Origin of the sequence: Gordonia aurantiaca, assembly GCF_039939235.1 — a bacterium.
Lineage (GTDB): Bacteria > Actinomycetota > Actinomycetes > Mycobacteriales > Mycobacteriaceae > Gordonia.
Genome location: NZ_JBDUUF010000007.1, coordinates 19,953 through 43,244, shown reverse-complemented (window position 1 = coordinate 43,244; position 23,292 = coordinate 19,953). Strand labels below are relative to the sequence as shown.

Here is a 23,292-nt window from a genome sequence, read left to right as displayed (position 1 = left end):
CTTGCTACGTCCGATCTTCGTGCTCGAGGCCGATGAACTGGCCGTCTGTCAGATTGGCGACGGGGATGACGTCGCGCACGCCGCCCGACGGCGACACCGCGTTGATGTCGGCGGTGATGACCGTCTGGCTCCGGCCGAGGTCGACGAGCCGTTCCATCAGATGGATCTGGTTCTCCCGGCGCGTCAGCTTGTCGACACCGCCGACGACCAGCAGCGGCGGCTGCCGGTGGTTGCCGATGGCGATGCGGAACAGCGCCGCGGTCAGTTCGGGCAGCTCCTCGACGAAGGACTCTAGGTCGGGCAGCGGGTACGGACCGAACACCGGTCGGCAGACGCGCTCGAGGTCGTCCTCACGGGCCGGGGTGACCCACTTCCACCACGGAGAAGACCAGCGGATCAGTTCGGTGACGACGTCGCGGACACGGATCGCCTGCTGGATGCCGTCGACCTCGTCGATCCATGCGACCGCGGCCTGGTTGAAGAGATGCTGCGCGTCGTTCGTCCGCCCGAATGCAGAGAGTTCTCCCGAGCTGGGCCGCATCCGGCCTGCCAGGGTGAGCAGTAGCGCGGTGCGCCCGCGCCCGTCCGGTCCGGCGAGGACGGTGACGCCGCCGGTCAGCACACGCAGGTCGATCGGCCCGAAGATGTGGCCCCACGAAGCCTCCACGGACAGGCCGCGGCCTTCGATCAATGGGGTGTCGGAGGGGGTGCCACCTGGCTGTGGGGCTTTACTCATCGTCGGCGCCCGGTCCGAAGGCCACATTGCTCATCTTTCTCTCGTGCTCGGTTTCTCGTGCTCGGTCGGCGCCGAGTTCTGGTGCGCGCCGACCCTGCGGGCCGGAGCTTGCGTGTGGATATGGGGTCCCGATGGGTTCCCGATCGTCAGGGGACTTGGTGTCCCTGTCGCGCGCACGCGGACGCGCGTTACCGCTCGAACGTGTTGGATCGATCGGTGAATTTCGTCTTTCGGCACAAATTCATGAGTCCGGACCGGATGGTTCAGGTGTGAACCGCCGTTTCGGACCTGCCGTGAACTTAGCCCAGGCCGATCAGGCATGACAACGTGAGGATGCAGGTGAGCACATCGGCGTGCGGCACAAATTCAGCGCGGTGGCCTGGTGCCTCCCCGGTCTGCCTGCAACGGTGCGGCGAGCGCTCTAATCAGGCGGTTCAGGTAATGACGGAGAATGCTCATGCTCGGCAAGAATCCTGTCGGTGGGACGTTTGATGTCAACTATTCGGGGGACGGAAACGGTCAACCGCGACAAGCGGGCAAGTTGGCACGATATTTTTGTTACCGTCGGGTAGGGAGAACATTGCGCCTGACTTCGGACCAGAGGAGGCAGTGAGGTGCCGCTCTCGAAGGACCGACGGGGTCGCCTCGGCACATAATCGTCATTACGCGATGCTTCCTGGCCGTACCCATTCCGGATGGCTGGGAGAATCGCTTTTCATGGCACAGAAGACACACGCCCACGCGATCCCCCTCGCCACCGTCCCCAACCTCCGTGATCTCGGTGGATGGACCACCGGCGACGGACGGCAGGTGCGGTCCGGGCTCGTGTACCGGTCCACCGAACTGCACCGCCTGGCAGGCGACGACCGGAAGAAGTTCGAGTCCCTCGGGATCACGACCATCTTCGACCTGCGCACCGCGGCCGAGCGTGAGGCCGCACCCGACCCGGAGCTGCCCGGTGTCACGGATGTGCCGCTCGACGTCCTCGCCGACTCGTCGACGGCGATCCCCGCCCACCTCAACGAGGTGCTCGCGAACCCGGCCATGGTGGCCAAGGCGAACGAGGCGCTCGGAGGCGGTAAGGCCGAGACCCTGATCGAGGGCACCTACCGGCAGATCGTCAACCTGCCCAGCGCCCGCGCGGCCTACAAGAAGTTCTACGAGGACCTGGCGGAGCCGTCGACGTCGGGCGCCGCGCTCTTCCACTGCACCACCGGTAAGGACCGGACGGGGTGGGCCGCGGCGACCTTCCTGTCGGTGCTCGGTGTGGGCCGGGACGAGGTCTTCGAGGACTACCTCCTGACGAACGACGAACTCATCCCGGCCCTGCACCCGGTCTTCGCGGCCTTCGAGAACGCCGGCGGCGACCCGGAGATCCTGTCGGCGATCCTGGGTGTCCGGCGCGAGTACCTCGAGGGCGCCTTCGACGAGATGACGAAGGAGTTCGGCGATGTCGAGGGCTACTTCGTCGAGGGTCTCGGACTGGATTCCGCCGTCGTCGAGACGCTCCGGAAGCGCTACCTGGACGAGTGAGACCGGCGCCGATGCGGCGAAGCAGGGGTGACCGGCCGGTCACCCCTGCTTCGCGGCGTTGGCCCGGATCACCTCGCGGACGTAGACCGCGAGCCCCGCGGCCACCTGGTCGTAGTGTGCGGTGAACCGGGGGTCGGCGACGTACATGTCGGCGAGTCCGATGTGCATCTCGTGGCTGCAGTCGTAGAACCGGCCGATCTGTGCGCGGTGCTCTTCGGCCAGCGCGTCGGCCTCGTCCGATCCCGGGGTCACGCCGCGCAGCATGGCGTCGGCGAGACGTCGTTCGAGGTCGTCGGTCTCGACCTTGATGCGCGCCCAGTCCTCCTTGGTGTACCGGGCCGCCCGCGCCCGGCTCTGCCGCCACGCGTCGGTGTCCCCCCAGCGTTCGGCCGCCTCGGCGGCGAACTCCTCACCGCGCCAGTCGTCGCCGAAGATCTCGGCCTGCTCGGCCGCCGACAACCGGATTCCCTGCTTCTTGGTGGCCATCATCTCCTCCACTGCCGCGACCATCCGTCGCAGGTGATCGATCCGCCCGGACAGCAGTTCGCGCTGGGTGCGGAGGTGATGCAGCTCGTCTGCATCCGGATCGTCGAGCAGGGTCGCTATCCGCTCGAGAGGAAAGCCGAGTTCGCGGTACGTCAGCACCCGGTAGAGCCGTTCGACGTCGGCGTCGTCGTAGACGCGGTAGCCGGCCGCGGTACGGCCCGAGGGCGTCACCAGCCCGATCCGGTCGTAATGATGCAGCGTCCGGACGCTGACACCGGCCATACCCGCGACCACCCCGACCGTCAGCGGCCGCGTGGGTCGCGACTCGGCGGAACGTTCCTCATCACTCACATCGGCCACCTTCGAGCCTGACGTCGCGTCAGGGTCAAGCCCCTTTCGCGCGGGAAGCCGCCTAGGGTGCGAAGCCGATGACCGAGGTGTCCTTCTGGCATGCCGCGAGCACGCCGGTCAGCTGCGACGGGCCGCAGGTCCAGTCCGACACCTTGTGTTGCGCGCCCGTCGCGATCTTCGGGCCGTACTCGTCGCCGATCTCTTTGGCGGTCGCGCAGGCGACGTCGCCGGCGAGGATCGTGACGGTCAGCGCGCCATCGGGGCCGGGAATCGTGCCGCATTCGGTGCCCGGACCACCGGCGGCCGACGTGCCGGCCGCGGAGGCGGCGCTCGACGTCGCGGGCTTCGACACCGGCTTGCGTCCGGCCACGACCGGCGGCGAGGTGGACGGGCCCGCCTGCTGTTCGACCGCCGCCGTCGCGCTCGCGGAGGTGTCGGTGACGTCCTGGCCCTCGCCACACGCCGTCAGCGTGAGCAGGGCGAGCGATGCGCCGGCCACTGCGGCGAGGCCGGTGGCGGACTTTCTCGGGCGGGTCAGCACTCGGGGGCTCGGCATGGTTCCACCGTATCGAACCCCGCACCGGCGATATGGAGGGCACGTCAGGCCGCCCCGGACGCCGCCGGACGCGTCGCCGGTTTGGGATGACCGGCCCCGACCTGCGAGGATGCACCGGTGAGCAGTACCGAGAGTCATGTCGCCGAGCGTCCCTTCACCATCGGCACCACCCTGCCGGGCACCCGTGGCCGCACCGGGGTGATCTCGACTCCCCATGGCCGGATCCGAACGCCCGCCTTCATCCCGGTCGGCACCAAGGCCACGGTCAAGACCGTCCTGCCCGAGTCGGTCGCCGAGCTCGGCGCGCAGGCCGTGCTGGCCAACGCCTACCACCTCTACCTGCAGCCCGGGCCGGAAATCGTCGACCAGGCCGGCGGCCTCGGAAAGTTCATGAACTGGCACGGGCCGACCTACACCGACAGCGGCGGATTCCAGGTCATGTCGCTCGGCGCGGGTTTCAAGAAGGTCATCTCGATGGAGGTCAACCCCGACGACGCGCTCACCGCGAACGGGCGTGAGCGCCTGTCGCGCGTGGACGACGACGGTGTCACCTTCAAATCGCATCTCGACGGGTCGGCACACCGTTTCACCCCCGAGGTGTCGATGCAGATCCAGCATCAGCTCGGCGCGGACATCATCTTCGCTTTCGACGAGCTGACCACGCTCATGAACACCCGTGAGTACCAGGTTAATTCGCTGGAGCGAACCCGGTCATGGGCGATCCGCTGCCTCGCCGAGCACAACCGGCTCAGCGTCGAGCGCGCGCACCGTCCGCAGCAGGCGCTGTGGGGTGTGGTGCAGGGTGCGCAGTACGAGGACCTGCGCCGCAAGGCATCCCGCGACCTCGTCGCACTCAGCGACGCCGACCGCGCGGCGGGCGGAAAGGGCTTCGGCGGCTACGGGATCGGTGGCGCGCTCGAGAAGCACAACCTGGGCACCATCGTCGGCTGGGTGAACGACGAACTGCCCGAGGATTCGCCGAAGCACCTGCTGGGCATCAGCGAGCCCGACGACATCTTCACCGCGATCGAGAACGGCGTCGACACCTTCGATTGCGTCTCGCCCACCCGGGTGGCCCGCAACGGTGCGATCTACTCGCTCGACGGTCGCTACAACATCACGAACGCCAAGTACCGCAACGACTTCCGCCCGCTCGACCCGGAGGTCGAGAACTACAGCTCACAGTACAGCCGCGCCTACATCCATCACCTGTTCAAGGCGAAGGAGGGGCTCGCCGCGACGCTCGCGACCCTGCACAACGTGTCGTTCATCGTTGCGCTGGTCGACCGCGCCCGGCAGGCCATCGAAGACGGGAACTACTTCGAGTACCGCGACGAGTTCCTGCGTCGCTACTACGGCGGCAAGAAGGATTGACCTGCGCAAACCTGCGCCGGTGGAACTTGCGCACCGATGGGCGACTCGGCACCCTGTATGGGTAGACCCGAGCACGACGAGAGAGAAAGATGAGACGCGGAAAGCGCCGAAAACGCCGACGACACCCGTCGGCACCCAGCACTGAATCGAGTTCATCCCACGCGGTCCACCGCGTGGCGTTCCACCCCGACGCCCCGTCCGTCGCCGGCGATCGGATGTCGCCGTGCTGACCGTACTCGGCATCGTCCTGGGGATTCTGGTGGTCCTGGTGATCACGGCCCTGACCGGGTACTTCGTGGCCCAGGAATTCGGCTTCATGGCGGTCGATCGTTCCCGCCTGAAAGCCCGCGCCGAATCCGGCGACGCCGCCGCCGGGCGCGCACTCTCCGTCACCCGCCGAACCTCGTTCATGCTCTCGGGGGCGCAGCTCGGCATCACCGTCACCGGCCTGCTGGTCGGTTACGTCGCCGAGCCGCTCATCGGAACGGGGATCGGTGACCTGCTGGGCGGAGTAGGTATCCCCCTCGGCGTCGGTGTGGTGATCGGCACCGTCATCGCGATCGGGTTCTCGACCGTCGTGCAGATGGTCTTCGGAGAACTGTTTCCCAAGAATCTCGCGATCGCCCGCGCCGAACCCGTCGCATTGTGGCTCGCCCGTTCGACGACCATCTATCTCACGGTCTTCGGCTGGCTGATCGCGCTCTTCGACAAGGCGTCGAACCTTCTGTTGCGCGCCCTGCGGATCGAGCCGGTGCACGACGTGGAGCACTCGGCGTCGGTGCGGGACCTCGAGCACATCGTCGCCGAGTCGCGGGATGCGGGCGAACTGCCCGACGACCTGTCGATCCTGCTCGATCGTGTGCTCGAATTCCCCACGCGCACCGCCGAACACGCGATGATCCCGCGCCCGCACACCGATCACGTGGACGCCTCGGCGACCGCCGAGGAGGTGCTCGCGCGGATGAGTGCGGGGCACACCCGCTACCCGGTCATCGCCGGTCCCGGCGACGAAGTGCTCGGCGTGGTCCACCTGCACGACCTCCTCGAGTGGTCACACGCGGTGAAAATGGTCCCGGCGCAGGCTGATCGGAATGCCACCGCGCGTGATCTGTGCCGCCGGGCCGTCGTCGTCCCGTCGACGCTGCCGCTTCCCGAGGTCCTCGAGAACCTCTCCGCCGCGGCGGAGGAGATGGCCATCGTCATCGACGAGTACGGCGGTTTCGCCGGCGTCGTGACCGCCGAGGACATCGCCGAGGAGCTCGTCGGCGAGATCGACGACGAGCACGACCCCGAGACCGTGGCGGTCGTCGAGGAGACCGACAACGGCTGGCTCGTGCGCGGCGACGCCCATGTCGACGAGGTGTCCCGGGAGATCGGACTCGAACTGCCGGAAGGGGATTACGAGACCATCGCCGGCCTGGTGATCGCCGAATACGTCGGACTGCCCGAGGTGGGGGATACCGTGACCATCACGATCGACCCCGATCCCGCCGCGATCCTGGACGACGAGGAGCCCGCTCCGCGGGGCGTGCTCGTGACGGTTCTCGAGGTCGACAAGCACGTACCCGCACTCGTGTCCATGACAGAGGCAGTGGAGCAGAGCCCCGATGCGGTCGTCGAAGGGGCCGGAGGCGAGGCCGACGATGAGTAACCCGTGGATCGTCGCGGTCGTCACCGTCGTGCTGATCGCCGCGAGTGCGTTCTTCGTCGCGGTCGAGTTCGCGCTCATCGCGGCCCGTCGTCACCGGCTCGAGGACGCCGCGTCCTCGAGCAGCAGTGCCCGCGCCGCGCTCCGCAGCGCCTCGGAACTGTCTGTTCTGCTGGCGGGGTCGCAACTCGGCATCACCGTCTGCACCCTGGCCCTCGGCTCGGTCACCAAACCGGCCGTGCACCATTGGCTCACGCCGGTCTTCGAGACGTGGGGCCTGCCGCACTGGTCGGCCGACATCGCCGGCTTCGTGCTGGCCCTGATCATCGTGACCTTCATCCACCTGGTGGTGGGGGAGATGGCCCCGAAGTCGTGGGCGATCGCGCACCCGGAACGGTCCGCGATCGTGCTCGCGCTGCCGATGCGCGGGTTCATGTGGGTGACCAGGCCGGTCATCGTGCAGCTCAACCACCTGGCCAACTGGTGCCTGCGGCGGGTCGGTGTCGAGCCGGTCGACCAGGTCGCCGCCGGACAGGACAGTGACGCGCTGCGTCATCTGGTGGAGCACTCCGCGACCGTCGGCACGATCGACGAGCGATACCACGCACACCTGACCAGCGCACTGGAACTGGAGCCGCTCACGCTCGGCGAGGTCGTGACCCCCAGCGACCGTCTGGGGTCGGTGCCGCCCACCGCCGACGCCGACCAGATCCAGACGGCCGGACGTACTTCCGGCCATCTGCGCCTGCTGGTGCGCGAGCCGGTCGATGGCACCGTGCACGGTGTCGTGCACGTGCGCGACAGCCTGCAGACCCCGCCCGGGACCACGGCCGCCGACCTGATGCGGCCGGTGCTGCGGATCGAATCCGACCGCCCCGTCTACGAGGCGCTGGCCACCATGCGCGAGCGCCGGGCACACCTGGCTCTGGTCACCGATTCCGGACGGGCGATCGGGCTGATCACGCTCAACGACCTGCTGCACAGATTGCTGGCCACGACCGCCTGAGCGCCCCGACCTCACGGTCGGACACCCTCAGCTCCACTCCTCCTGGTGCAACAACCAGGGGGCCCGGGGGAGCTCGTCGGGATCGAAGCGGTCCAGGATCGTCGCGAGGTCGACGGTCTCGCCGGTCGCGGCCAGTCCCAACGACCGTGCGATGTGCGACAGGACCCGCTCGGGTGACACGCCCTGGGCGGCGAGGTCGGCGAGGGTCACCGCGCCGTCGCGCTTGGACAGCCGCACACCTTCGGGGTTGAGCACCATGGGCACGTGGGCGTACGTCGGCGGCCCGTCGCCCAGCAGGGTCGCGAGGTACGCCTGCCGTGGCGCGGACGACAACAGGTCGTCGCCGCGGACCACCTGGTCGACGCCCTGCGCGGCGTCGTCGACGACCACGGCGAGGTTGTAGGCCGGGGTGCCGTCGTTGCGCTGGATGACGAAGTCGTCGACCATCCCGGTGTAGCTGCCGTGGAGCAGATCCGTCACCGTGAATTCGGTGGTCTCGGCCCGGATGCGGATCGCCGGTGGCCGGCCCGCGGCGATCTTCTCGGCGCGCTGCTCGTCGGTCAGGTCGCGGCAGGTTCCCGGGTAGGCGCCCTGCGGTGCGTGCGGCGCCGACGGGGCCTCGAGGATCTCCCGTCGCGTGCAGTAGCACTCATAGGTGCGTCCCGATGCGCGCAGGTCGGAGATGATCTGCCGGTAGACGTCGCGGCGGTCGGTCTGGTGGACGACCGGCTCCTCCCAGTCCAGTCCGAGCGACGCGAGGTCGGCGAGTTGCCGGGCGTCGGCCCCCTCGACCGCACGATCGAGGTTCTCCATCCGGATGAGGAACCGGCGGCCGGTGGTACGGGCGAACAGCCACGCCAGCACCGCGGTACGGAGGTTGCCGACATGCAGGTCACCCGAGGGTGACGGCGCGTACCGGCCCGCTGCCTGCTGTGTTGACATCGGGGTCGAGGTTACCGGGTCGGGCGCAGCGGCCTCCGTGACGATGAGAACCGGCCGTGCCGCCGGTCTGTCCCCGGCGATGACGTCGGATCACGCCACGACCCGCCAGGATCGGCGAATCGTTGCGCCCGCCACGAGATGTGAGGAACAGTGAATCCATGGATCTACCGGTGATGCCACCCGTCGCCCCGATGCTGGCGAAGGCGGTCACCGCCGTGCCGCATCAACCCGACGGCGAGACCCTCTGGTCCTATGAGCCCAAATGGGACGGTTTCCGCGCGCTGATCTTCCGCGATGGCGACGAGGTGGCCATCGGCTCCCGCGGAGGCAAGGATCTGGCGCGGTACTTCCCGGAGATCGTGGAGGCCGCCAGGGCCGAGTTGCCCGCCAAGGTCGTGCTCGACGGCGAGATCGGCGTGCCCGCCCTCATCGGCGGCACGCACCGGCTCGACTGGGACTCGCTCGCGCAGCGCATCCATCCGGCCGAGTCGCGGGTGAACATGCTGGCCGAGAGAACACCGGCGATCTTCATCGGGTTCGACGCGCTCGCACTGGATTCCACCTCGGTCAAGGACGAACCCTTCGACGTGCGCCGCGCGACGCTGCTGCGCGCGGTCGGCCCCGGCGGCCGGGACCGGCGCATCCACGTCAGTCGTGTGACCACCGACCCGGTGGTCGCCGAGGACTGGTTCTCCGCCTTCGAGGGCGCCGGACTCGACGGTGTGGTCGCCAAGCGGCTCGACACCCCGTATGTCGAGAACAAGCGCGAGATGCTCAAGGTCAAGCACAAGCGCACTGCCGACTGCGTGATCATTGGTTACCGAATCCACAAGTCCGGCACCGGGCTCGGCTCGATGCTCCTCGGCCTCTACGGCGACGACGGCGAACTGCGGATGGTCGGCGGTGCCGGCGCGTTCTCCGACGCCAAGCGCATCGAACTGCAGAAGATGTTCGAGCCGATGCGGCTCGATCCCGAGAAGGCCTCACCGGGTGAACCGACCCGCTGGCGGTCGGAGAAGTCCGGCGAGTGGATTCCCATCCGCCCCGAACTCGTCGCCGAATTCGCCTACGACCAGATGGAGAACCAACGCTTCCGGCACACGGTGAAGTTCCTGCGCTGGCGTCCCGACCGCGATCCGCGCAGCTGTGGATACGACCAGCTCGAGGTCCCGCTCACCTACGACCTGCACGACGTCCTCGAAGGGTAAGACACCATGCCATCGCGCTCTCCCGCAGAGGAGCTCGACGTCGACGGGATCGCCGTACGCCTGAGCAACCCGGACAAGATCTACTTCCCCGAACTCGGCGACGCCGGCGGGCGTAAAAGGGATCTCGTCGGCTACTACCGGACGATGGCACTAGGCGTCGACGGCAGCGGCGAGGGGCCACTGATGCGCGCGACGCGCGACCGGCCGACGTTCCTGCAGCGCTTCCCCGACGGTGTCGAGGGCGAGGAGATCTACCAGAAGCACATCGCGAAGAAGCGACCCGATCACGTGCAGTCGACACCGATCGTGTTCCCCTCCAAGCGCACCGGCGATGCGATGCGGCCGACCGTCCCCGCGGACCTGGTGTGGGCGGCCAACCTCGGCACCGTCACGTTCCACACCTGGCCGACGCTTCATCCCGACAATGATCATCCCGACCAGCTGCGCATCGACCTCGATCCGCAACCGGGCACCACGTTCGACGACGTGCGACGGGTCGCGATCGAAGGGTTGAAGCCGCTGCTCGACGAACTCGGCTACTCGGGTTTCGTGAAGACCTCGGGCGGTAGGGGCATCCATGTCTACGTACCCATCGATCCGCAGTGGGACTTCATCGCCACCCGCCGCTGTGTCATCGCGATCGCCCGTGAACTCGAGCGCCGCGATCCCGACAGCGTGACCACCTCGTGGTGGAAAGAGGAACGCGGAGAACGCATCTTCATCGATTTCAACCAGAACGCCCGCGACCGCACGATGGCCGCGCCGTACTCGGTGCGGCGCAGCCCGACCGGCCGGGTGTCCACGCCGGTGACGTGGGCCGAACTCGCCGACGTCCACCCGGACGACTGCACCATGGCCACGGTCCCGAAGATGCTCGCCGACCGTGGCGATCCGTGGGCCGACATCGCCGACCACCGGCGCGGCATCGAGAAGCTCCTCGAGATGGTGCAGCGCGACGACGCGAACGGGCTGGGGGACATGCCCTATCCGCCGAGCTACCCGAAGATGCCGGGCGAGCCGCCGCGGGTGCAGCCGTCGAAGAAGGTCGCCGCGCACTGGGACGAGAAGGGCAACCGGATCGAGGACTGAGCCCGCGCGGCGGCATCACCCGCGGCTACGTCCGGAAGGCCAGCAGAACCCCCAGGTAGACCACGTACAACGCCACGAACCCGATCCCCTCCGGCCTCGACACCCGGCGTCCGGAGAGGAACACCGGGATACAGAGCACGGCCACCGCGGTCATCAGCGGGATGTCGACGCGGATCAGATCGTCGGTCACCTCGACGGGCTTCACCAGTGCGGTCACGCCCAGGATGAACACGATGTTGTAGACGCTGGAGCCGATCAGGTTGCCGATCGCGAGGTCGCGGTCGCCGCGGATCGTCGACATCACGGTGGTGACCAGTTCGGGCGCCGACGTGCCGATCGCGACGATGGTCAGGCCGATGAACGCCTCGCTCACCCCGAGGTCGGTCGCGATCGACACCGACCCGTCGACCAGCCAGTCGGCCGCGACCACCACCGCGACCATGCCGCCGAAGAGCTCGAGGGCACGCAGCCACAGCGGACCGCCCTTCGCGGGCAGCTCCTCGGCGATCTCCGCCTCCACGGGCGTGGCCCGTTCGCGGAGTTCCCAGCGGATCGCCGCGACCGTGTAGCCGATCCCGAGGAGCAGGAGGATCACGCCGTCGATCCGGCCGAGCGAACCGTTGAGACACAGGACGAGCATCAGGACCGCGCTGATCGACATGGTGGGCAGGTCGAGCCGCAGGGTCTGCTTCGCCAGGGCCAGCGGCACCATGGCCGAGGAGAGGCCAAGGATCAGCAGGATGTTGACGATGTTGGTGCCGGCGATGTTGCCGACCGCGAGCGGTCCGGCGTCGTTGAGCGTCGCGTCGAGGCCGACTGCGAGCTCCGGCATGCTCGTACCGATCGACACGATGGTGAGGCCCACGAGCAGGGGGGACACCCCGAGCCGGGTGGCGACCGCGGACCCGCCGCGGACGAGGAACTCCGCGCCGAGGACGAGTCCGGTGAGGCCCGCGAGGATCAGTCCGACGTCTACGAGCATGCGTGTGTCCCGGCTGTCGGGGGAGAAGGACGATGCGCGTGCGTCATCCGACGATCATGGGCCATCGGCGCGCCATCCGCCGTGCCGTGCGAGCCGTGCCCGGGACGGCGCCGGGTCACCTGGGCAACGCCCGGGTGGCCCAGGCGGCGAACGACTGCCAGCCGACGTCGGGAAAGCGGGCGTGCAGCGCCGGGATGTCGATCTCGTTGCCGCGTGCGGAGAGGAACGTGAACATCTTGCTCCGGCCGGGGTCCGGGATGCGCTCGGGGTCATAGGATTCCGCGCTCACCCGGGTGCCCAGCACCTCGCCGATCACCTGTGCCATCTCGGCCGGGGTCGGTTGGTCGGAAGCAATCTCGATCCGTTCGCCGACGTGGGCGTCGGGGGCAGCGAACAGCCCCGCGACGAATCGTCCGAGGTCTCGGCGCGAGAGTTGCTGCAGTGGTTTGTCCGTCGGCATCGCGATCGGCATCACCCCCGCGGCCAGCGCGTCGGAATCGGCCAGCAGGTTGTCGTAGAAGTACGACGGCGCGACGATCGTGTACCGCAGGTCGGTCGCCGCCAGCAGCTTCTCGACCTCGAACTTGGAGTCGAAATGCGGTACGCCGGTGGCCTGGTCGGCCGAGGCCGCGGAGGAGAACACGAGATAGGGGACCGATGCCGCGGTGGCCGCCTCGATCAGCGCCTTCCCCTGCGCGATCTCCGCGGACGCCCCGCCTGGGGACGGTGTCGTGAGCGCGAACACCCCCGTCGCCCCGACGAAGGCGTCCGTGAGTCCCACTCCGCTGACGATGTCGCCGACCGCGAGTCCGGCGCCCCGCTGTGCCAGGGCGGCGGCCTTCGACGACACCGGATCACGGACCACCGCCCGCACCGCGACACCGGCGTCGAGCAGCGCGTCGACCACCGCGCCGCCCTGTCCGCCGGTCGCTCCGATCACGACGACAGGAGAGGAATCGGACATGGCAAAGACCCTAGTGCGGGTGATGTCGCTCGCAAGCGGTTTGGGCGAGCGGACATCCGGCCGCTATCATCGCCAGCGTTGGAGGATTCGCCTAGTGGCCTATGGCGCTCGCCTGGAACGCGGGTTGGGTTAACAGCCCTCAGGGGTTCGAATCCCCTATCCTCCGCCACGAGAGGCCCGCGGTGATCGCAAGATCGCCGCGGGCCTTCGTCGTCGCCGCGGTCCGACGAGCCTCCGGCGAGTCGTTGTCGCAGGTCATCGCGTTCGTGGAGGGTCGGTGTCGACGAACTCCGGACCCTCGCTACACTGGACGACGGATCCCGCGCGGCGTGCATCCTGTGAACTCCCCCAGGGCCGGAAGGCAGCAAGGGTCAACGGGCTCTCTCGGGTGCGCGGGGTCCCCTAATCTCCCAGATTCACATTTCTCTGGTCTGCGGCGTCGGAACCCCCGCATTCGGCGTCGTGCCGCGAAAGGTCCTACGTTGAATTTCCACTCGATGAGTGCCGACCAACTTCGCGACACCCAGGCGGACCTGAAGAAGCGTTACGAGGCGCTCAAGGCCCTCGGATTGAAACTCGACCTCACCCGCGGCAAGCCGGCCCCCGAGCAACTCGACCTGTCGAACGCGCTGCTCTCCCTGCCCGGCGAGGACTACCGCGACGGTGCCGGCACCGACACCCGCAACTACGGCGGCGTCAAGGGCCTGCCGGAGCTGCGCGCGATCTTCGGTGAACTGCTCGCCGTCGACCCGGAGAACCTCATCGCCGCGGGCAACTCCAGCCTCGAGCTGATGCACGACCTCACCGTCTTCGGGCTGCTGCACGGCACTCCCGACTCCGACGAGCCGTGGGGTCGTCAGAAGATCAAGTTCCTCTGCCCGGTTCCCGGCTACGACCGCCACTTCGCGATCACCGAGAGCTTCGGCATCGAGATGATCCCGGTCCCGATGCTGCCGGACGGCCCCGACGTCCGCGTGTGCGCCGAGCTGACCGCGAACGATCCCGCGATCAAGGGCATGTGGGCCGTCCCGACCTACTCCAACCCGACCGGCGTCACCTTCTCCGAGGAGGTCACCCGCGGCCTGCTGGAGATGCCCGCGGCACCCGACTTCCGCATCTACTGGGACAACGCCTACGCGGTGCACACCCTGGTCGACGCCCCGCCCACGCCGCTACCCGTCCTGGAGATGGCGGCGCAGGCCGGCCACCCGAACCGGGCGTACGTGCTCGGCTCGACGTCGAAGATCACCTTCGCCGGTGGCGGGGTGTCGTTCTTCGGCTCGTCGCCGAAGAACGTCGCCTGGTTCACCAAGTACCTCGGCCTCAAGACCATCGGCCCGGACAAGGTCAACCAGCTGCGTCACCTGCGGTTCTTCAAGGACGCCGACGGTGTGCGCGCCCACATGGCCCGGCACCGCGAGATCATCGCACCCAAGTTCAAGATCGTGCTCGACATCCTCGAGAAGCGACTGGCCGAGTCGAAGGTCGCCTCGTGGTCGGAGCCCGAGGGCGGCTACTTCATCAGCCTCGACGTCGTCGACGGCGCGGCCCGCCGCACCATCGAACTGGCCAAGGAGGCCGGGATCGCGCTGACCGCGGCCGGTTCGGCGTTCCCCTACAAGACCGATCCGCACGACCGGAACATCCGTCTGGCGCCGACCTTCCCGAACACCGAGGACCTGCGGGCCGCGATGGACGGCGTGTCGACCTGCGTGTTGCTCGCCTCTGCCGAGACCCTCCTCGCACAGCATTCCTGAGCCGCGCCATGCGACACGCCGCGGTGAAACGCCGAGGTGGCGTTAGATTGCTCTCATTCCAGGGCGAGTGCATCGGTATGCACGGTCTCGTATGCCACTCTTGTAAATCGTGAATCTGCCCAGGCCGGTTCTTCTCGCATCCGGGTTCGCCATCGTCGGGGTCATCGCTCTGGCCCTTCAGGATGTCGTCGTGCCCTGGGGAGCCCAGTTCTGGGGCCTGATGAACAATCAGATCGACCTCGCCGTCTACCGGCAGGGTGCGCAGGCGGTCACCGAGGGCGCGAACCTCTACGACGTGAAGATGATCGGCGACCTCGACTACACGTACTCGCCGTTCTCCGCGTTGCTGTTCACGCCGCTGGCGCTGATCTCCTTCGACGTCGCCCGTTGGCTGTGGACGATCGGCATCGTCGCGGCGTTGTACGCGGTCGTCATGCTCGGCTTCCGCAACCTGGGCCGGCCCGTCACCTGGCCGTTGCGGGTCATCGGGATGTCGCTCGTCGCGGTGGCGATGCTGCTCGAACCGGTCCGCACGACCATCTGGTACGGCCAGATCAACGTCTTCCTGATGCTGCTGATCCTGGCCGACCTCACGAGGCCCGACTCCTCGAAGACCAAGGGCATCGGCGCGGGCATCGCCGCGGGCATCAAGCTGACCCCGCTGATCTTCGCCGGTTACTACGCGGTGCAACGGAACTGGCGCGCGTTCACCGGCGTGGTGGGCGGGTTCGCGCTGACCGTGCTCGTCGGTTTCGTCGTGCTGCCGCGGGACTCGTGGGCGTACTGGACCGACAAGCTGTTCGAGTCCGAGCGGGTCGGCTCGGCGCAGTTGCGCGGCAACCAGTCGCTGCGCGGGATGCTGGCCAACCACCTCGACACCGACCATCCGCCGACCCTGCTCTACGGGGCGCTGGCCCTCGCAACCCTCGTCGCCGGGTTCGCGGTGGCGACCTACGCGCATCGACGGGGACAGGAACTACTGGCGCTGAGCATCATCGGCATGACCGCCTGCATGGTGTCGCCGATGTCGTGGGGCCACCACTGGGTGTGGTTCGTCCCGATCATCGTCATCGGCGTCCACCTCGCCCTCGACCTCCGGCTCGACCAGGCGCGGCGCGGACTGGCCGCGGTCGGCGCCGTCGCGCTGTTCCTGCTCGTCTTCGCCTGGCCCACGCACGTGCCCGCGCTGGTGCCCGACGGGTACTACACCGGCCTGTACGTGAAGACCCGGGTCACCTGGATGAACTGGTTCACCGTCAGCCCGTACCTGTGGTGCTACCTCGGCATCCTGCTCGCCACGGTCGTCGCGCTCCGGGCCGCGGACCGTCGCGCGGTGCCGCCGCATCCGGCCGCCCCGGTCATCGCGCCGGGTGTCGCGGCGGCGGTGATCGCCGACGGCGGACTGCCCGGCGAACCGACGGCGTCGGCATCGTCGGAGGGCGGTCCCGGACCGGTGGCACCGGGCGCCGAGCGGACCGTCGAGCGGGGCGATGACCTGGTCGGAACGGACGGTGAGCCGATGGCCGACAACCCGGACACAGGGGCCTCGCCCGCAGTGTGAGGCGGGGTCTTCGGATGTCACCGCTCGCCGGTACTCTCGACGCGTGGCTCTGTATCGCACCTATCGCCCGGCTACCTTCGCCGACGTCGTGGGGCAGGAGCACGTCACCGAACCGTTGAGCCGTGCCCTCGACTCGGGGCGCATCAATCACGCCTACCTGTTCTCGGGTCCGCGCGGTTGCGGCAAGACGTCGTCGGCGCGAATCCTGGCGCGGTCGTTGAATTGTGTCGAAGGCCCCACCTCCCGTCCCTGCGGCAAGTGCGCCTCGTGCATCGCGCTGGCCCCGGGCGGTCCCGGCAACCTCGACGTCATCGAACTCGACGCCGCCAGCCACGGTGGTGTGGACGACACCCGCGAACTCCGCGATCGCGCGTTCTACGCACCCGCCGAGTCGCGCTACCGCGTGTTCATCGTCGACGAGGCCCACATGGTCACCAACGCGGGCTTCAACGCGTTGCTGAAGATCGTCGAGGAGCCACCCGAGCACCTGATCTTCGTGTTCGCGACCACCGAACCGGAGAAGGTGCTGCCCACGATCCGGTCCCGCACGCACCACTACCCGTTCCGCCTGCTCGCGCCGCCCGTCATGCGCGGCCTGCTGGAGAAGATCTGCGAAAAGGAGGGCGTGCGGGTCGCGCCCGAGGTGTACCCGCTGGTCATCAGGGCCGGCGGCGGTTCGCCGCGTGACTCGCTGTCGATCCTCGATCAGCTCCTGGCCGGCGCCGACGACGAGGGCGTCGCCTACGAGCGAGCCCTCGCGCTGCTCGGCGTCACCGACATCGCGCTCATCGACACGGCGGTGGAGGCACTCGCCGAGGCCGACGGGGCGGCGCTGTTCGGCGCGGTCGAGAAGGTCGTCGACGCGGGTCACGATCCGCGCCGCTTCGCCGTCGACCTGCTCGAGCGTCTGCGTGACCTCATCCTGCTGCAGGCCGTTCCCGACGCCGCCGACCGCGGTCTGGTCGAGGCGCCCGGCGATCAGCTGGCGCGGATGCAGGCGCAGATCTCCAGGCTGGGTCCCGCATCGCTGACACGGTTCGCCGAGATCGTGCACGACGCCCTGGGTGAGATGCGCGGCACGACCTCGCCGCGGTTGCTGCTCGAGGTGATGTGCGCGCGGATGCTGCTGCCCGAGGTGTCCTCCGACGATGCCGCGTTGCTGCAGCGTCTCGAACGCCTGGAAGCCGGCATCGGTTCGACGTCGATCCCGGTCCCGCCGAAACCCGCTGAGCCCGAACCGGAACCGAAGTACATCCGGCCGTCGCAGCGCAAGGCGATGGAGGAGGCCAAGGCCGCCGAAGCGGCCCGCCGCGCCGCCGCCGAGGCCGCGGAAGCCGATGTGGCGGAACAGGTTCGGGCCACCGCGCCGGCAGAGCCGACCCGGGTCACTGGGTCGGCAGAGCCGACCGCGGTCGCACGGCCTGCGGCCACCCGGCCGACGCCTCCGGAACCGACCGCGCCCGAGCCGCCCCGTCCCGCGCCGGCCGAGCCGGAACCGACTCGACCGCAACCGGCTGCGGTCGAACCTGTTGCGCAGGAGGCCGCTCCGACCGCGGTTGCGGACTCGGCAACGCGCGATCACGTGGATGGCGTCGCGACAGCTGCCGTCGATACCCCGGCCGACGACGAGGAGATGCTCGAGGAACTGGCCGTCGAGCAGCCCGGTCTGCTCGATCCCGACGTCGAACTCGAGGCCGCCGCGGAGGTCGACACCGCCGAGATCGGCGCAGACGCGATCGGTGCCGGGGCGATCGACGCCGGGGCGATCGACGCCGAGTCGCTCGCCGACATCGACTCCGAGGACACGCCGGCGCTGATCGACATCGAAACCCCCGCGGAGCGGGACGACACCGAGGCCGCCCGCGAACCGGTGGACCGACAGGGGGCCGAACCCCGGCCGGTTCCCGACGCGCCGGAGCCGGTCGTCGAGGATCTGACGGCGCCGTTGTTCGACGAGCCGGTGCCGCCGGCCACCGAGCCGGCGACGCCGACGGTGCCCGAGGCGCCGACAGCGCCCGAGCTGCCGACAGCGCCCGAGCCGGCACGGGCAGCCGAGCCCGTCACCGCTCCGGAACCCCCACGCAGCCGTCGGGTCGAACCCGGGCGTGCCCCGGAACCGGCTCGTGCCCCGGAAGTGCCCCGTGCCCCGGCACCCGAGACCGTCGCCGAACCGGCCGCGCCCGCGTCCGACCTCGACGACATCCCGCTGCCGGACGAGCCGGTCGACGAGTACTCGGTCCCGCCGCCGGATGCGATGCCGGCCCGGTCGCGTCGGCCGGAGCCCGCGCCCGCGCCGGAACCCGAGCCGGAGCCGGCGCCGTCGGGTGGCCTCGACGTCGAGGCGGTACGCAAGCGATACCAGGACATCCGGGCCGCGGTTCGGCAGCGCTCGAAGAGCCTCGAACCGATGCTGTCGGCGGCGGTCATCGTCGCCCTCGAGGGCGACACGGTCGTGCTCGCCCACCCGGTCGAGGTCCTCGTCGGACGGCTCTCCGCTCCGCACGCGGTGGCGATCATCCGGGAGTCGCTCGCCGAGGTCTTCGGTGTCCCGCTCGACGTCCGTACCGTGCATCAGCCTCCCGGCGCGTCCGCACCCACCGGTGGCCGGGGCGGTGCACCCGCGGCGGCGCGACAGCAGTCGAAGCCGAAGCCGTCGTTCTCGCGCCCGAGCCGCGGCCGGGGCCAGAGTGCGCCCGAGGCACCGGCCCCCGAGCCGCCGCCCGAGCCGGAACCCGAGCCCGAACCGCCCCGCGCCGATGAGGACATCCCGGAGGACGAACGTGCCGAGATGGTCGCCGAGGCCCGGACGGCCGCGCCCGACCAGCGTCTCGACCCCGACCAGGTTGCCCTCGAACTGCTGAAGACCGAGCTCGGGGCACGCCCGATCGAGTGACGACCCGACCGCCGACATCTCGATGTGGCGCTGAAAGGGACGAGGACCCGATGACGACATCCTCCCGGCGCGTGATGCTGACCGTGGTCATTGCGGCCGCGATGTCGCTGACGGCCGCTGCAGCCTGTGCCGAGGCCAGTCCCGGGGCCACGCCGGCGACACCGGGTGCGGCCTCGACCACCGGACCGTCGTCAACCGGACCGTCGTCAACCGGACCGTCACACGCCGGTTCGGGGCGCGGCGGGCCGTCGTCCACGCTCGCGCCCCCGACGGCGGTCGACGCACGGGCCCGGGCGGTCGGCCTCGTCGACGTGCGCACCGTCGTGCCGGACGCGGCCCTGGACCTGCGCTACGCGACGACGAACAACTTCGTCGGCGTACGCCTGTATCCGGCGAACGCCCGGTGCCTGGTCCACGAGTCACTGGCCCCCGGACTCCGCACCGCGGCGCAGCAACTCCGGCAGCGGGGCGAGATCCTGGTGTTCTGGGACTGCTACCGGCCGCACTCGGTGCAGCAGAAGATGTTCGAGAAGGTTCCCGACCCCGCATGGGTCGCGCGGCCCGGTCCGTACTCGACGAGTCACGAGTCGGGACGGTCGGTCGATGTCACGCTCGCCGTCCGGAACCCGAACTGTCCCGCGCCCCGAAGAGCGGCCCAGCTGTGCCGCGTCGACATGGGCACCGACTTCGACTCGTTCACCCCGAACGCCACCGCCTATGCGACAGAAGGTGTGTCCGCCGCCGCCCAGGCCGCACGAGCGCGCCTGCGGCAGGCGATGGCCGCAGGCGGGCTGAGGGTCTACGCGGGGGAGTGGTGGCACTTCGACGGACCGGGCGCAGCCGTGCGTCGTCCGATCATCGACGTGCCGCTCACCTGAGAGAGACCGAACGCCGACGCCCCGCCGGAATCGACTGGCGGGGCGTCGGCGTTTGCTGTCGGGAACGTCAGGCGTTCCACCACGGACGCAGCGGAACCTGGTGGCCGCCACGGTCGTCCAGCTTGGTGGCCAGCACGTGGTGCAACTGCACGATGTTGCGGTTGAAGCCGATCCGGCATCCCGCCATGTACAGGCCCCACAGGCGTGCGGTGCCCTCGCCGACCTCTTCCACGGCCTCGTCCCAGTGCTCGACCAGGTTGGCGTTCCAGTCGCGCAGGGTCATCGCGTAGTGCTCGCGGAAGTTCTCCTCGTGGATGACCTCCATGCCGCCGATGTCCTGCAGCTTCGAGATGATCTTGCCCGATCCGGTGAGCTCCCCGTCGGGGAACACGTAGCGGTCGATGAACGATCCGGCCTTGGCACGGGTGGCGTTGTCGGGTCGGGTGATGCAGTGGTTCAACAGCATGCCACCCGGACGCAGCTTGTCGCGCATGAAGCCGAAGTAGGCCGGGTAGTTGCTGACGCCGATGTGCTCGGTGAGGCCGATCGACGAGACCGCGTCGAAACCGGACTCGGTGATGTCGCGGTAATCGCTGTGGCGCACCTCGGCGAGGTCCGAGAGACCCTCGTCCACGATGGCCTTCTGCGCCCACTCGGCCTGCTCGGCGGACAGCGTCGCGCCGAGGGCCTTCACGCCGCGCTTGGCGGCATAGCGGACCATTCCGCCCCAGCCGCAACCGATGTCGAGGAGACGGTCGCCCGGCTCGAGGCGCAGCTTCTCGAAGATCAGTCGGTACTTGTTCTCCTGCGCGGTCTCCAGGGTCGCGTCGTGATCCGGGTACACCGCACACGTGTAGGTCATCGACGGGCCGAGCACCCACTCGTAGAACCGGTTTGAGACGTCGTAGTGGTAGTGGATCACCTCGGCGTCGCGGGACTTGCTGTGGCGCAGGCCCTCCGCAAAGCGACGCCAGCGCGGCACGGCCTCCTGCGGCGGCGGGGCGATCGGCTTGAAGTGCTCGATGCCGAGCGAACGGGCGATCTGCGCGAGCTGTAGCGGCGACGGGCGGTGGAAGGAGAGATCTTCGGCGAGCGCCTTCAGCGCGGGGTAGGGATCGCCGGGGTGGGCGCCGACGAGTTCGAGGTCGCCTGCGATGTAGGCGCGTGCGAGACCGAGATCGCCGGGGGCGGTCACCAGGTACGTCGTGCCACGCGGCGTCTTCAGGTTGAGGCCGTACCGGGCGTCCACCGGGCCGGCGGCGCTGCCGTCGTATGCCGTGATGCGGATCGACAGGTTGCCGCCGAGCAGGGTCTCGAAGATCTCGGCGAGCGTCATCTTGCCCGGGTGCGAGTCCGTACTCGCCGGTGCGTCCTTGAATGTCGTCATTGGCTTTTCACCGCTTTCGCGTAGAGGTCCAGAAGGCGGCCGCGGGGGTCGTACCGCTTCTTCAGGAGCCGATAACTCTCACCACCGTAGAGTTCGTCGAACTCTTCCGGCTCGTAGAAACTCTCGGAGTACAGCGACTTGTGGCCGTCGAGTTCGGCGACCTTGCGTTCGATCAGCCGGTTCGTGTGGCCGGGTTTGCCCGGGGTGACCGGCACGGCCGACCAGAACCCGACGTTGACGTAGGTGCGGCGGGGCTCCAGGGGATAGAGGGGCCAGGGGCGCACCGGATCGCTCCCGGGCAGCGCCGGTTCGCGAAGACGCAACGGGCACAGCCATATCGGTTCGATCGGGATGTTCTCCAGGAACCATTCGACGTACTCGGTGGTGCGTTCGATGGGCACCTCGATGTCCTGTACCACGCGCTCGTTCGGAGGAAGCCCCTTGCGCTTGTTCAGCAGGTCGCCGATGTTGTAGCGGTGATCGAGCGCGACGAGCTTCCAGTAGAAGCTGCTGCGCAGGTACCTCTTCGGCCAGAACCGTCGGATCCTCGGGTTCTGCGCGCCGAACGCACGTGAACACCAGAACCAGTCGGTGTCCCAGCGCCACAGGTAGTCGTGGATGGTGAGGCGGTCGGTCTTCTTCGACTGGATTGACCGGTAATAGATGTCCATCCCGGTGTAGTCGCTGACCGGTCCCTGTTCGTCGGTCTGCCGGCCGAGGGTCAGGTAGGACTCGCCGGCGGAGAAGACCACACCGTCGAGGTAGTCCACGCGTTCGCCGTCGTAGGACCTGTCGGCGATGATCCGGTCCATCGTCGCCTGCAGCTCGGCGATCGAGCCGAACCGCACATGACGCAGCGCCACATAGGGTTTCACCGGTTCGAGCTCGATCTTCAGGCGCACCGAGTAGCCGAGCGTGCCGTACGAGTTCGGGAACCCGTAGAACAGGTCGGAGTATTCGTTCGTCGGTGTGGCCGTGATGATCTCGCCGTCACCGGTCAGGATGTCGATCTCCAGCACCGACTCGTGCGGGAGCCCCGAGCGGAACGAGGTGCTCTCGATGCCGAGTCCGGTGACCGCGCCGCCGAGCGTGATGGTCTTGAGTTGCGGGACCACCAGAGGTGCCAGACCATATGGAAGGGTCGCCGCCACGAGGTTCTCGTAGGTGCACATCCCCGCCACGTCTGCGGTGCGGGTGTCGAGATCGACCGAGATCACCCGATCGAGCCCGGAGACGTCCAGTCCGGGATGTGGATTGGCTGCGCGTTTGCGGAAGAGATTGGACGTCTTCTTCGCAAGGCGCACTGTCGCGTGTGGAGGAATGGCACGGTAGCTGGCCAGCAGGGTGGACACCCCCTGGTCAAATGCCTCTCCCCCCATCTCCAGCCCAGAGCTCACCCGGCTAGCCTAGGACGTGTTCAGTTCGCCCGCCAATCGTTCGGTCCCGAGGAGTGTGCAAACGTGGGTCAGGTATCCGCATCGCAATCGATCGACATCGCGGCCGCTCCCGACGCCGTGATCGGCGCCCTCGCCGACTACACCGAGGTCCGTCCGGCGATCCTCCCGGCCCAGTACCGCGACTACGAGGTCATCAGCGGCGGCAAGGGCGACGGCACCGTCGTGCACTGGATCCTGCAGGCCACCTCCAGGCGTCAGCGCGACGTCCGGGCGACCGTCAGCGTGACCCCGGACACCGTCACCGAGCGCGATGCGAACTCCTCGATGGTCACCACCTACACGGTCGCGAGGTCGGGCAGCGGCTCGAAGGTGACGACCACCACCACCTGGAACGGCGCCGGCGGCATCGGCGGCTTCTTCGAGAAGACCTTCGCACCCAAGGGCCTCAACCGGATCCAGGCCGAACTGCTCGGCAACCTGAAGAAGCAGCTGGAGCGCTGATCGGCGCGGTTCCGCCGACAGCGCTCCCGACGTTCCGCCGACC

General features: G+C 68.7%; 19 protein-coding genes, 1 tRNA gene and 1 other RNA gene. 13 read left to right on the top strand and 8 right to left on the bottom strand.

Annotated features, from left to right (window positions below; all coding sequences use genetic code 11):
• Positions 1-4 precede the first annotated feature (4 nt).
• Positions 5-736, bottom strand: coding sequence for an ATP-binding cassette domain-containing protein (locus ABFT43_RS14445; protein ID WP_347961048.1), 732 nt, complete (start codon positions 734-736; stop codon positions 5-7).
• A gap of 717 nt (positions 737-1,453) precedes the next feature.
• Between ABFT43_RS14445 and ABFT43_RS14440 the strand changes: the two genes are divergently transcribed.
• Positions 1,454-2,269 carry a tyrosine-protein phosphatase gene (locus tag ABFT43_RS14440; RefSeq protein ID WP_347961047.1) on the top strand — a complete coding sequence of 272 codons (816 nt, stop codon included), beginning with the start codon at positions 1,454-1,456 and terminating at the stop codon, positions 2,267-2,269.
• A 39-nt stretch (positions 2,270-2,308) separates the two neighbouring features.
• On the opposite strand, the gene ABFT43_RS14435 is transcribed toward ABFT43_RS14440, so the two are convergent.
• Both ABFT43_RS14435 and ABFT43_RS14430 read right to left on the bottom strand, forming a co-directional pair.
• Positions 2,309-3,106: a MerR family transcriptional regulator gene (locus ABFT43_RS14435; protein ID WP_347961046.1), complete on the bottom strand. Its 798-nt coding sequence runs from the start codon at positions 3,104-3,106 to the stop codon at positions 2,309-2,311.
• A 61-nt stretch (positions 3,107-3,167) separates the two neighbouring features.
• On the bottom strand, positions 3,168-3,662 hold the full coding sequence (locus ABFT43_RS14430) for a hypothetical protein (protein WP_347961045.1): 495 nt from the start codon (positions 3,660-3,662) through the stop codon (positions 3,168-3,170).
• 117 nt (positions 3,663-3,779) lie between these two features.
• On the opposite strand from ABFT43_RS14430, the gene tgt reads away from it, so the two are divergent.
• From tgt to ABFT43_RS14415, 3 genes are all read left to right on the top strand, one after another.
• Positions 3,780-5,036, top strand: coding sequence for a tRNA guanosine(34) transglycosylase Tgt (tgt, locus tag ABFT43_RS14425; protein WP_347961044.1), 1,257 nt, complete (start codon positions 3,780-3,782; stop codon positions 5,034-5,036).
• 223 nt (positions 5,037-5,259) lie between these two features.
• Entirely contained in the window at positions 5,260-6,687 is a 1,428-nt protein-coding gene (locus ABFT43_RS14420) for a hemolysin family protein (RefSeq protein WP_347961043.1), read from the top strand.
• The gene (locus ABFT43_RS14415) at positions 6,680-7,690 is read left to right on the top strand and encodes a hemolysin family protein (protein WP_347961042.1); all 1,011 of its coding nucleotides are present in this window, start codon (positions 6,680-6,682) and stop codon (positions 7,688-7,690) included. Before ABFT43_RS14420 ends, ABFT43_RS14415 begins: the two co-directional genes overlap by 8 nt.
• 27 nt (positions 7,691-7,717) lie before the next feature.
• Here ABFT43_RS14415 and gluQRS read toward each other — a convergent pair whose 3' ends face one another.
• Positions 7,718-8,632, bottom strand: a complete 915-nt coding sequence (gluQRS, locus tag ABFT43_RS14410) for a tRNA glutamyl-Q(34) synthetase GluQRS (RefSeq protein ID WP_347961041.1) — start codon at positions 8,630-8,632, stop codon at positions 7,718-7,720.
• A gap of 158 nt (positions 8,633-8,790) precedes the next feature.
• On the opposite strand from gluQRS, the gene ABFT43_RS14405 reads away from it, so the two are divergent.
• Positions 8,791-9,840 (top strand): ATP-dependent DNA ligase, encoded by a 1,050-nt coding sequence (locus ABFT43_RS14405; protein WP_347961040.1) that lies wholly within the window; start codon positions 8,791-8,793, stop codon positions 9,838-9,840.
• Positions 9,841-9,846: 6 nt separating this feature from the next.
• Positions 9,847-10,929: a DNA polymerase domain-containing protein gene (locus ABFT43_RS14400; protein ID WP_347961039.1), complete on the top strand. Its 1,083-nt coding sequence runs from the start codon at positions 9,847-9,849 to the stop codon at positions 10,927-10,929.
• Between the two features lie 25 nt (positions 10,930-10,954).
• Here ABFT43_RS14400 and ABFT43_RS14395 read toward each other — a convergent pair whose 3' ends face one another.
• Together ABFT43_RS14395 and ABFT43_RS14390 are read right to left on the bottom strand one after the other, a co-directional pair.
• Positions 10,955-11,911: a calcium/sodium antiporter gene (locus ABFT43_RS14395; protein ID WP_347961038.1), complete on the bottom strand. Its 957-nt coding sequence runs from the start codon at positions 11,909-11,911 to the stop codon at positions 10,955-10,957.
• 115 nt (positions 11,912-12,026) lie between these two features.
• Positions 12,027-12,875, bottom strand: a complete 849-nt coding sequence (locus ABFT43_RS14390; protein WP_347961037.1) for an NmrA/HSCARG family protein — start codon at positions 12,873-12,875, stop codon at positions 12,027-12,029.
• A gap of 80 nt (positions 12,876-12,955) precedes the next feature.
• Here ABFT43_RS14390 and ABFT43_RS14385 point away from each other — a divergent pair.
• From ABFT43_RS14385 to ABFT43_RS14360, 6 genes are all read left to right on the top strand, one after another.
• Positions 12,956-13,044 (top strand) — tRNA-Ser (locus ABFT43_RS14385).
• 143 nt (positions 13,045-13,187) lie between these two features.
• Positions 13,188-13,282: signal recognition particle sRNA small type (gene ffs / locus ABFT43_RS14380), an RNA gene on the top strand.
• 75 nt (positions 13,283-13,357) lie between these two features.
• Complete coding sequence (locus ABFT43_RS14375; RefSeq protein ID WP_347961036.1) at positions 13,358-14,632, top strand: aminotransferase class I/II-fold pyridoxal phosphate-dependent enzyme; 1,275 nt, start codon at positions 13,358-13,360, stop codon at positions 14,630-14,632.
• A gap of 109 nt (positions 14,633-14,741) precedes the next feature.
• Positions 14,742-16,193, top strand: coding sequence for a glycosyltransferase 87 family protein (locus tag ABFT43_RS14370; protein WP_347961035.1), 1,452 nt, complete (start codon positions 14,742-14,744; stop codon positions 16,191-16,193).
• Positions 16,194-16,236: 43 nt separating this feature from the next.
• The gene (locus tag ABFT43_RS14365) at positions 16,237-19,086 is read left to right on the top strand and encodes a DNA polymerase III subunit gamma and tau (RefSeq protein WP_347961034.1); all 2,850 of its coding nucleotides are present in this window, start codon (positions 16,237-16,239) and stop codon (positions 19,084-19,086) included.
• Positions 19,087-19,136: 50 nt separating this feature from the next.
• A complete protein-coding gene (locus tag ABFT43_RS14360; protein ID WP_347961033.1) occupies positions 19,137-19,964 on the top strand; it encodes a M15 family metallopeptidase in 828 nt (275 codons plus the stop codon).
• A 67-nt stretch (positions 19,965-20,031) separates the two neighbouring features.
• On the opposite strand, the gene ABFT43_RS14355 is transcribed toward ABFT43_RS14360, so the two are convergent.
• Together ABFT43_RS14355 and ABFT43_RS14350 are read right to left on the bottom strand one after the other, a co-directional pair.
• On the bottom strand, positions 20,032-21,351 hold the full coding sequence (locus ABFT43_RS14355) for a class I SAM-dependent methyltransferase (protein WP_347961032.1): 1,320 nt from the start codon (positions 21,349-21,351) through the stop codon (positions 20,032-20,034).
• Positions 21,348-22,730, bottom strand: coding sequence for an FAD-binding oxidoreductase (locus tag ABFT43_RS14350; protein ID WP_347961241.1), 1,383 nt, complete (start codon positions 22,728-22,730; stop codon positions 21,348-21,350). The genes ABFT43_RS14355 and ABFT43_RS14350 overlap by 4 nt, the downstream gene beginning before the upstream one ends.
• A gap of 81 nt (positions 22,731-22,811) precedes the next feature.
• Between ABFT43_RS14350 and ABFT43_RS14345 the strand changes: the two genes are divergently transcribed.
• On the top strand, positions 22,812-23,249 hold the full coding sequence (locus ABFT43_RS14345; protein WP_347961031.1) for an SRPBCC family protein: 438 nt from the start codon (positions 22,812-22,814) through the stop codon (positions 23,247-23,249).
• Positions 23,250-23,292: the final 43 nt, after the last annotated feature.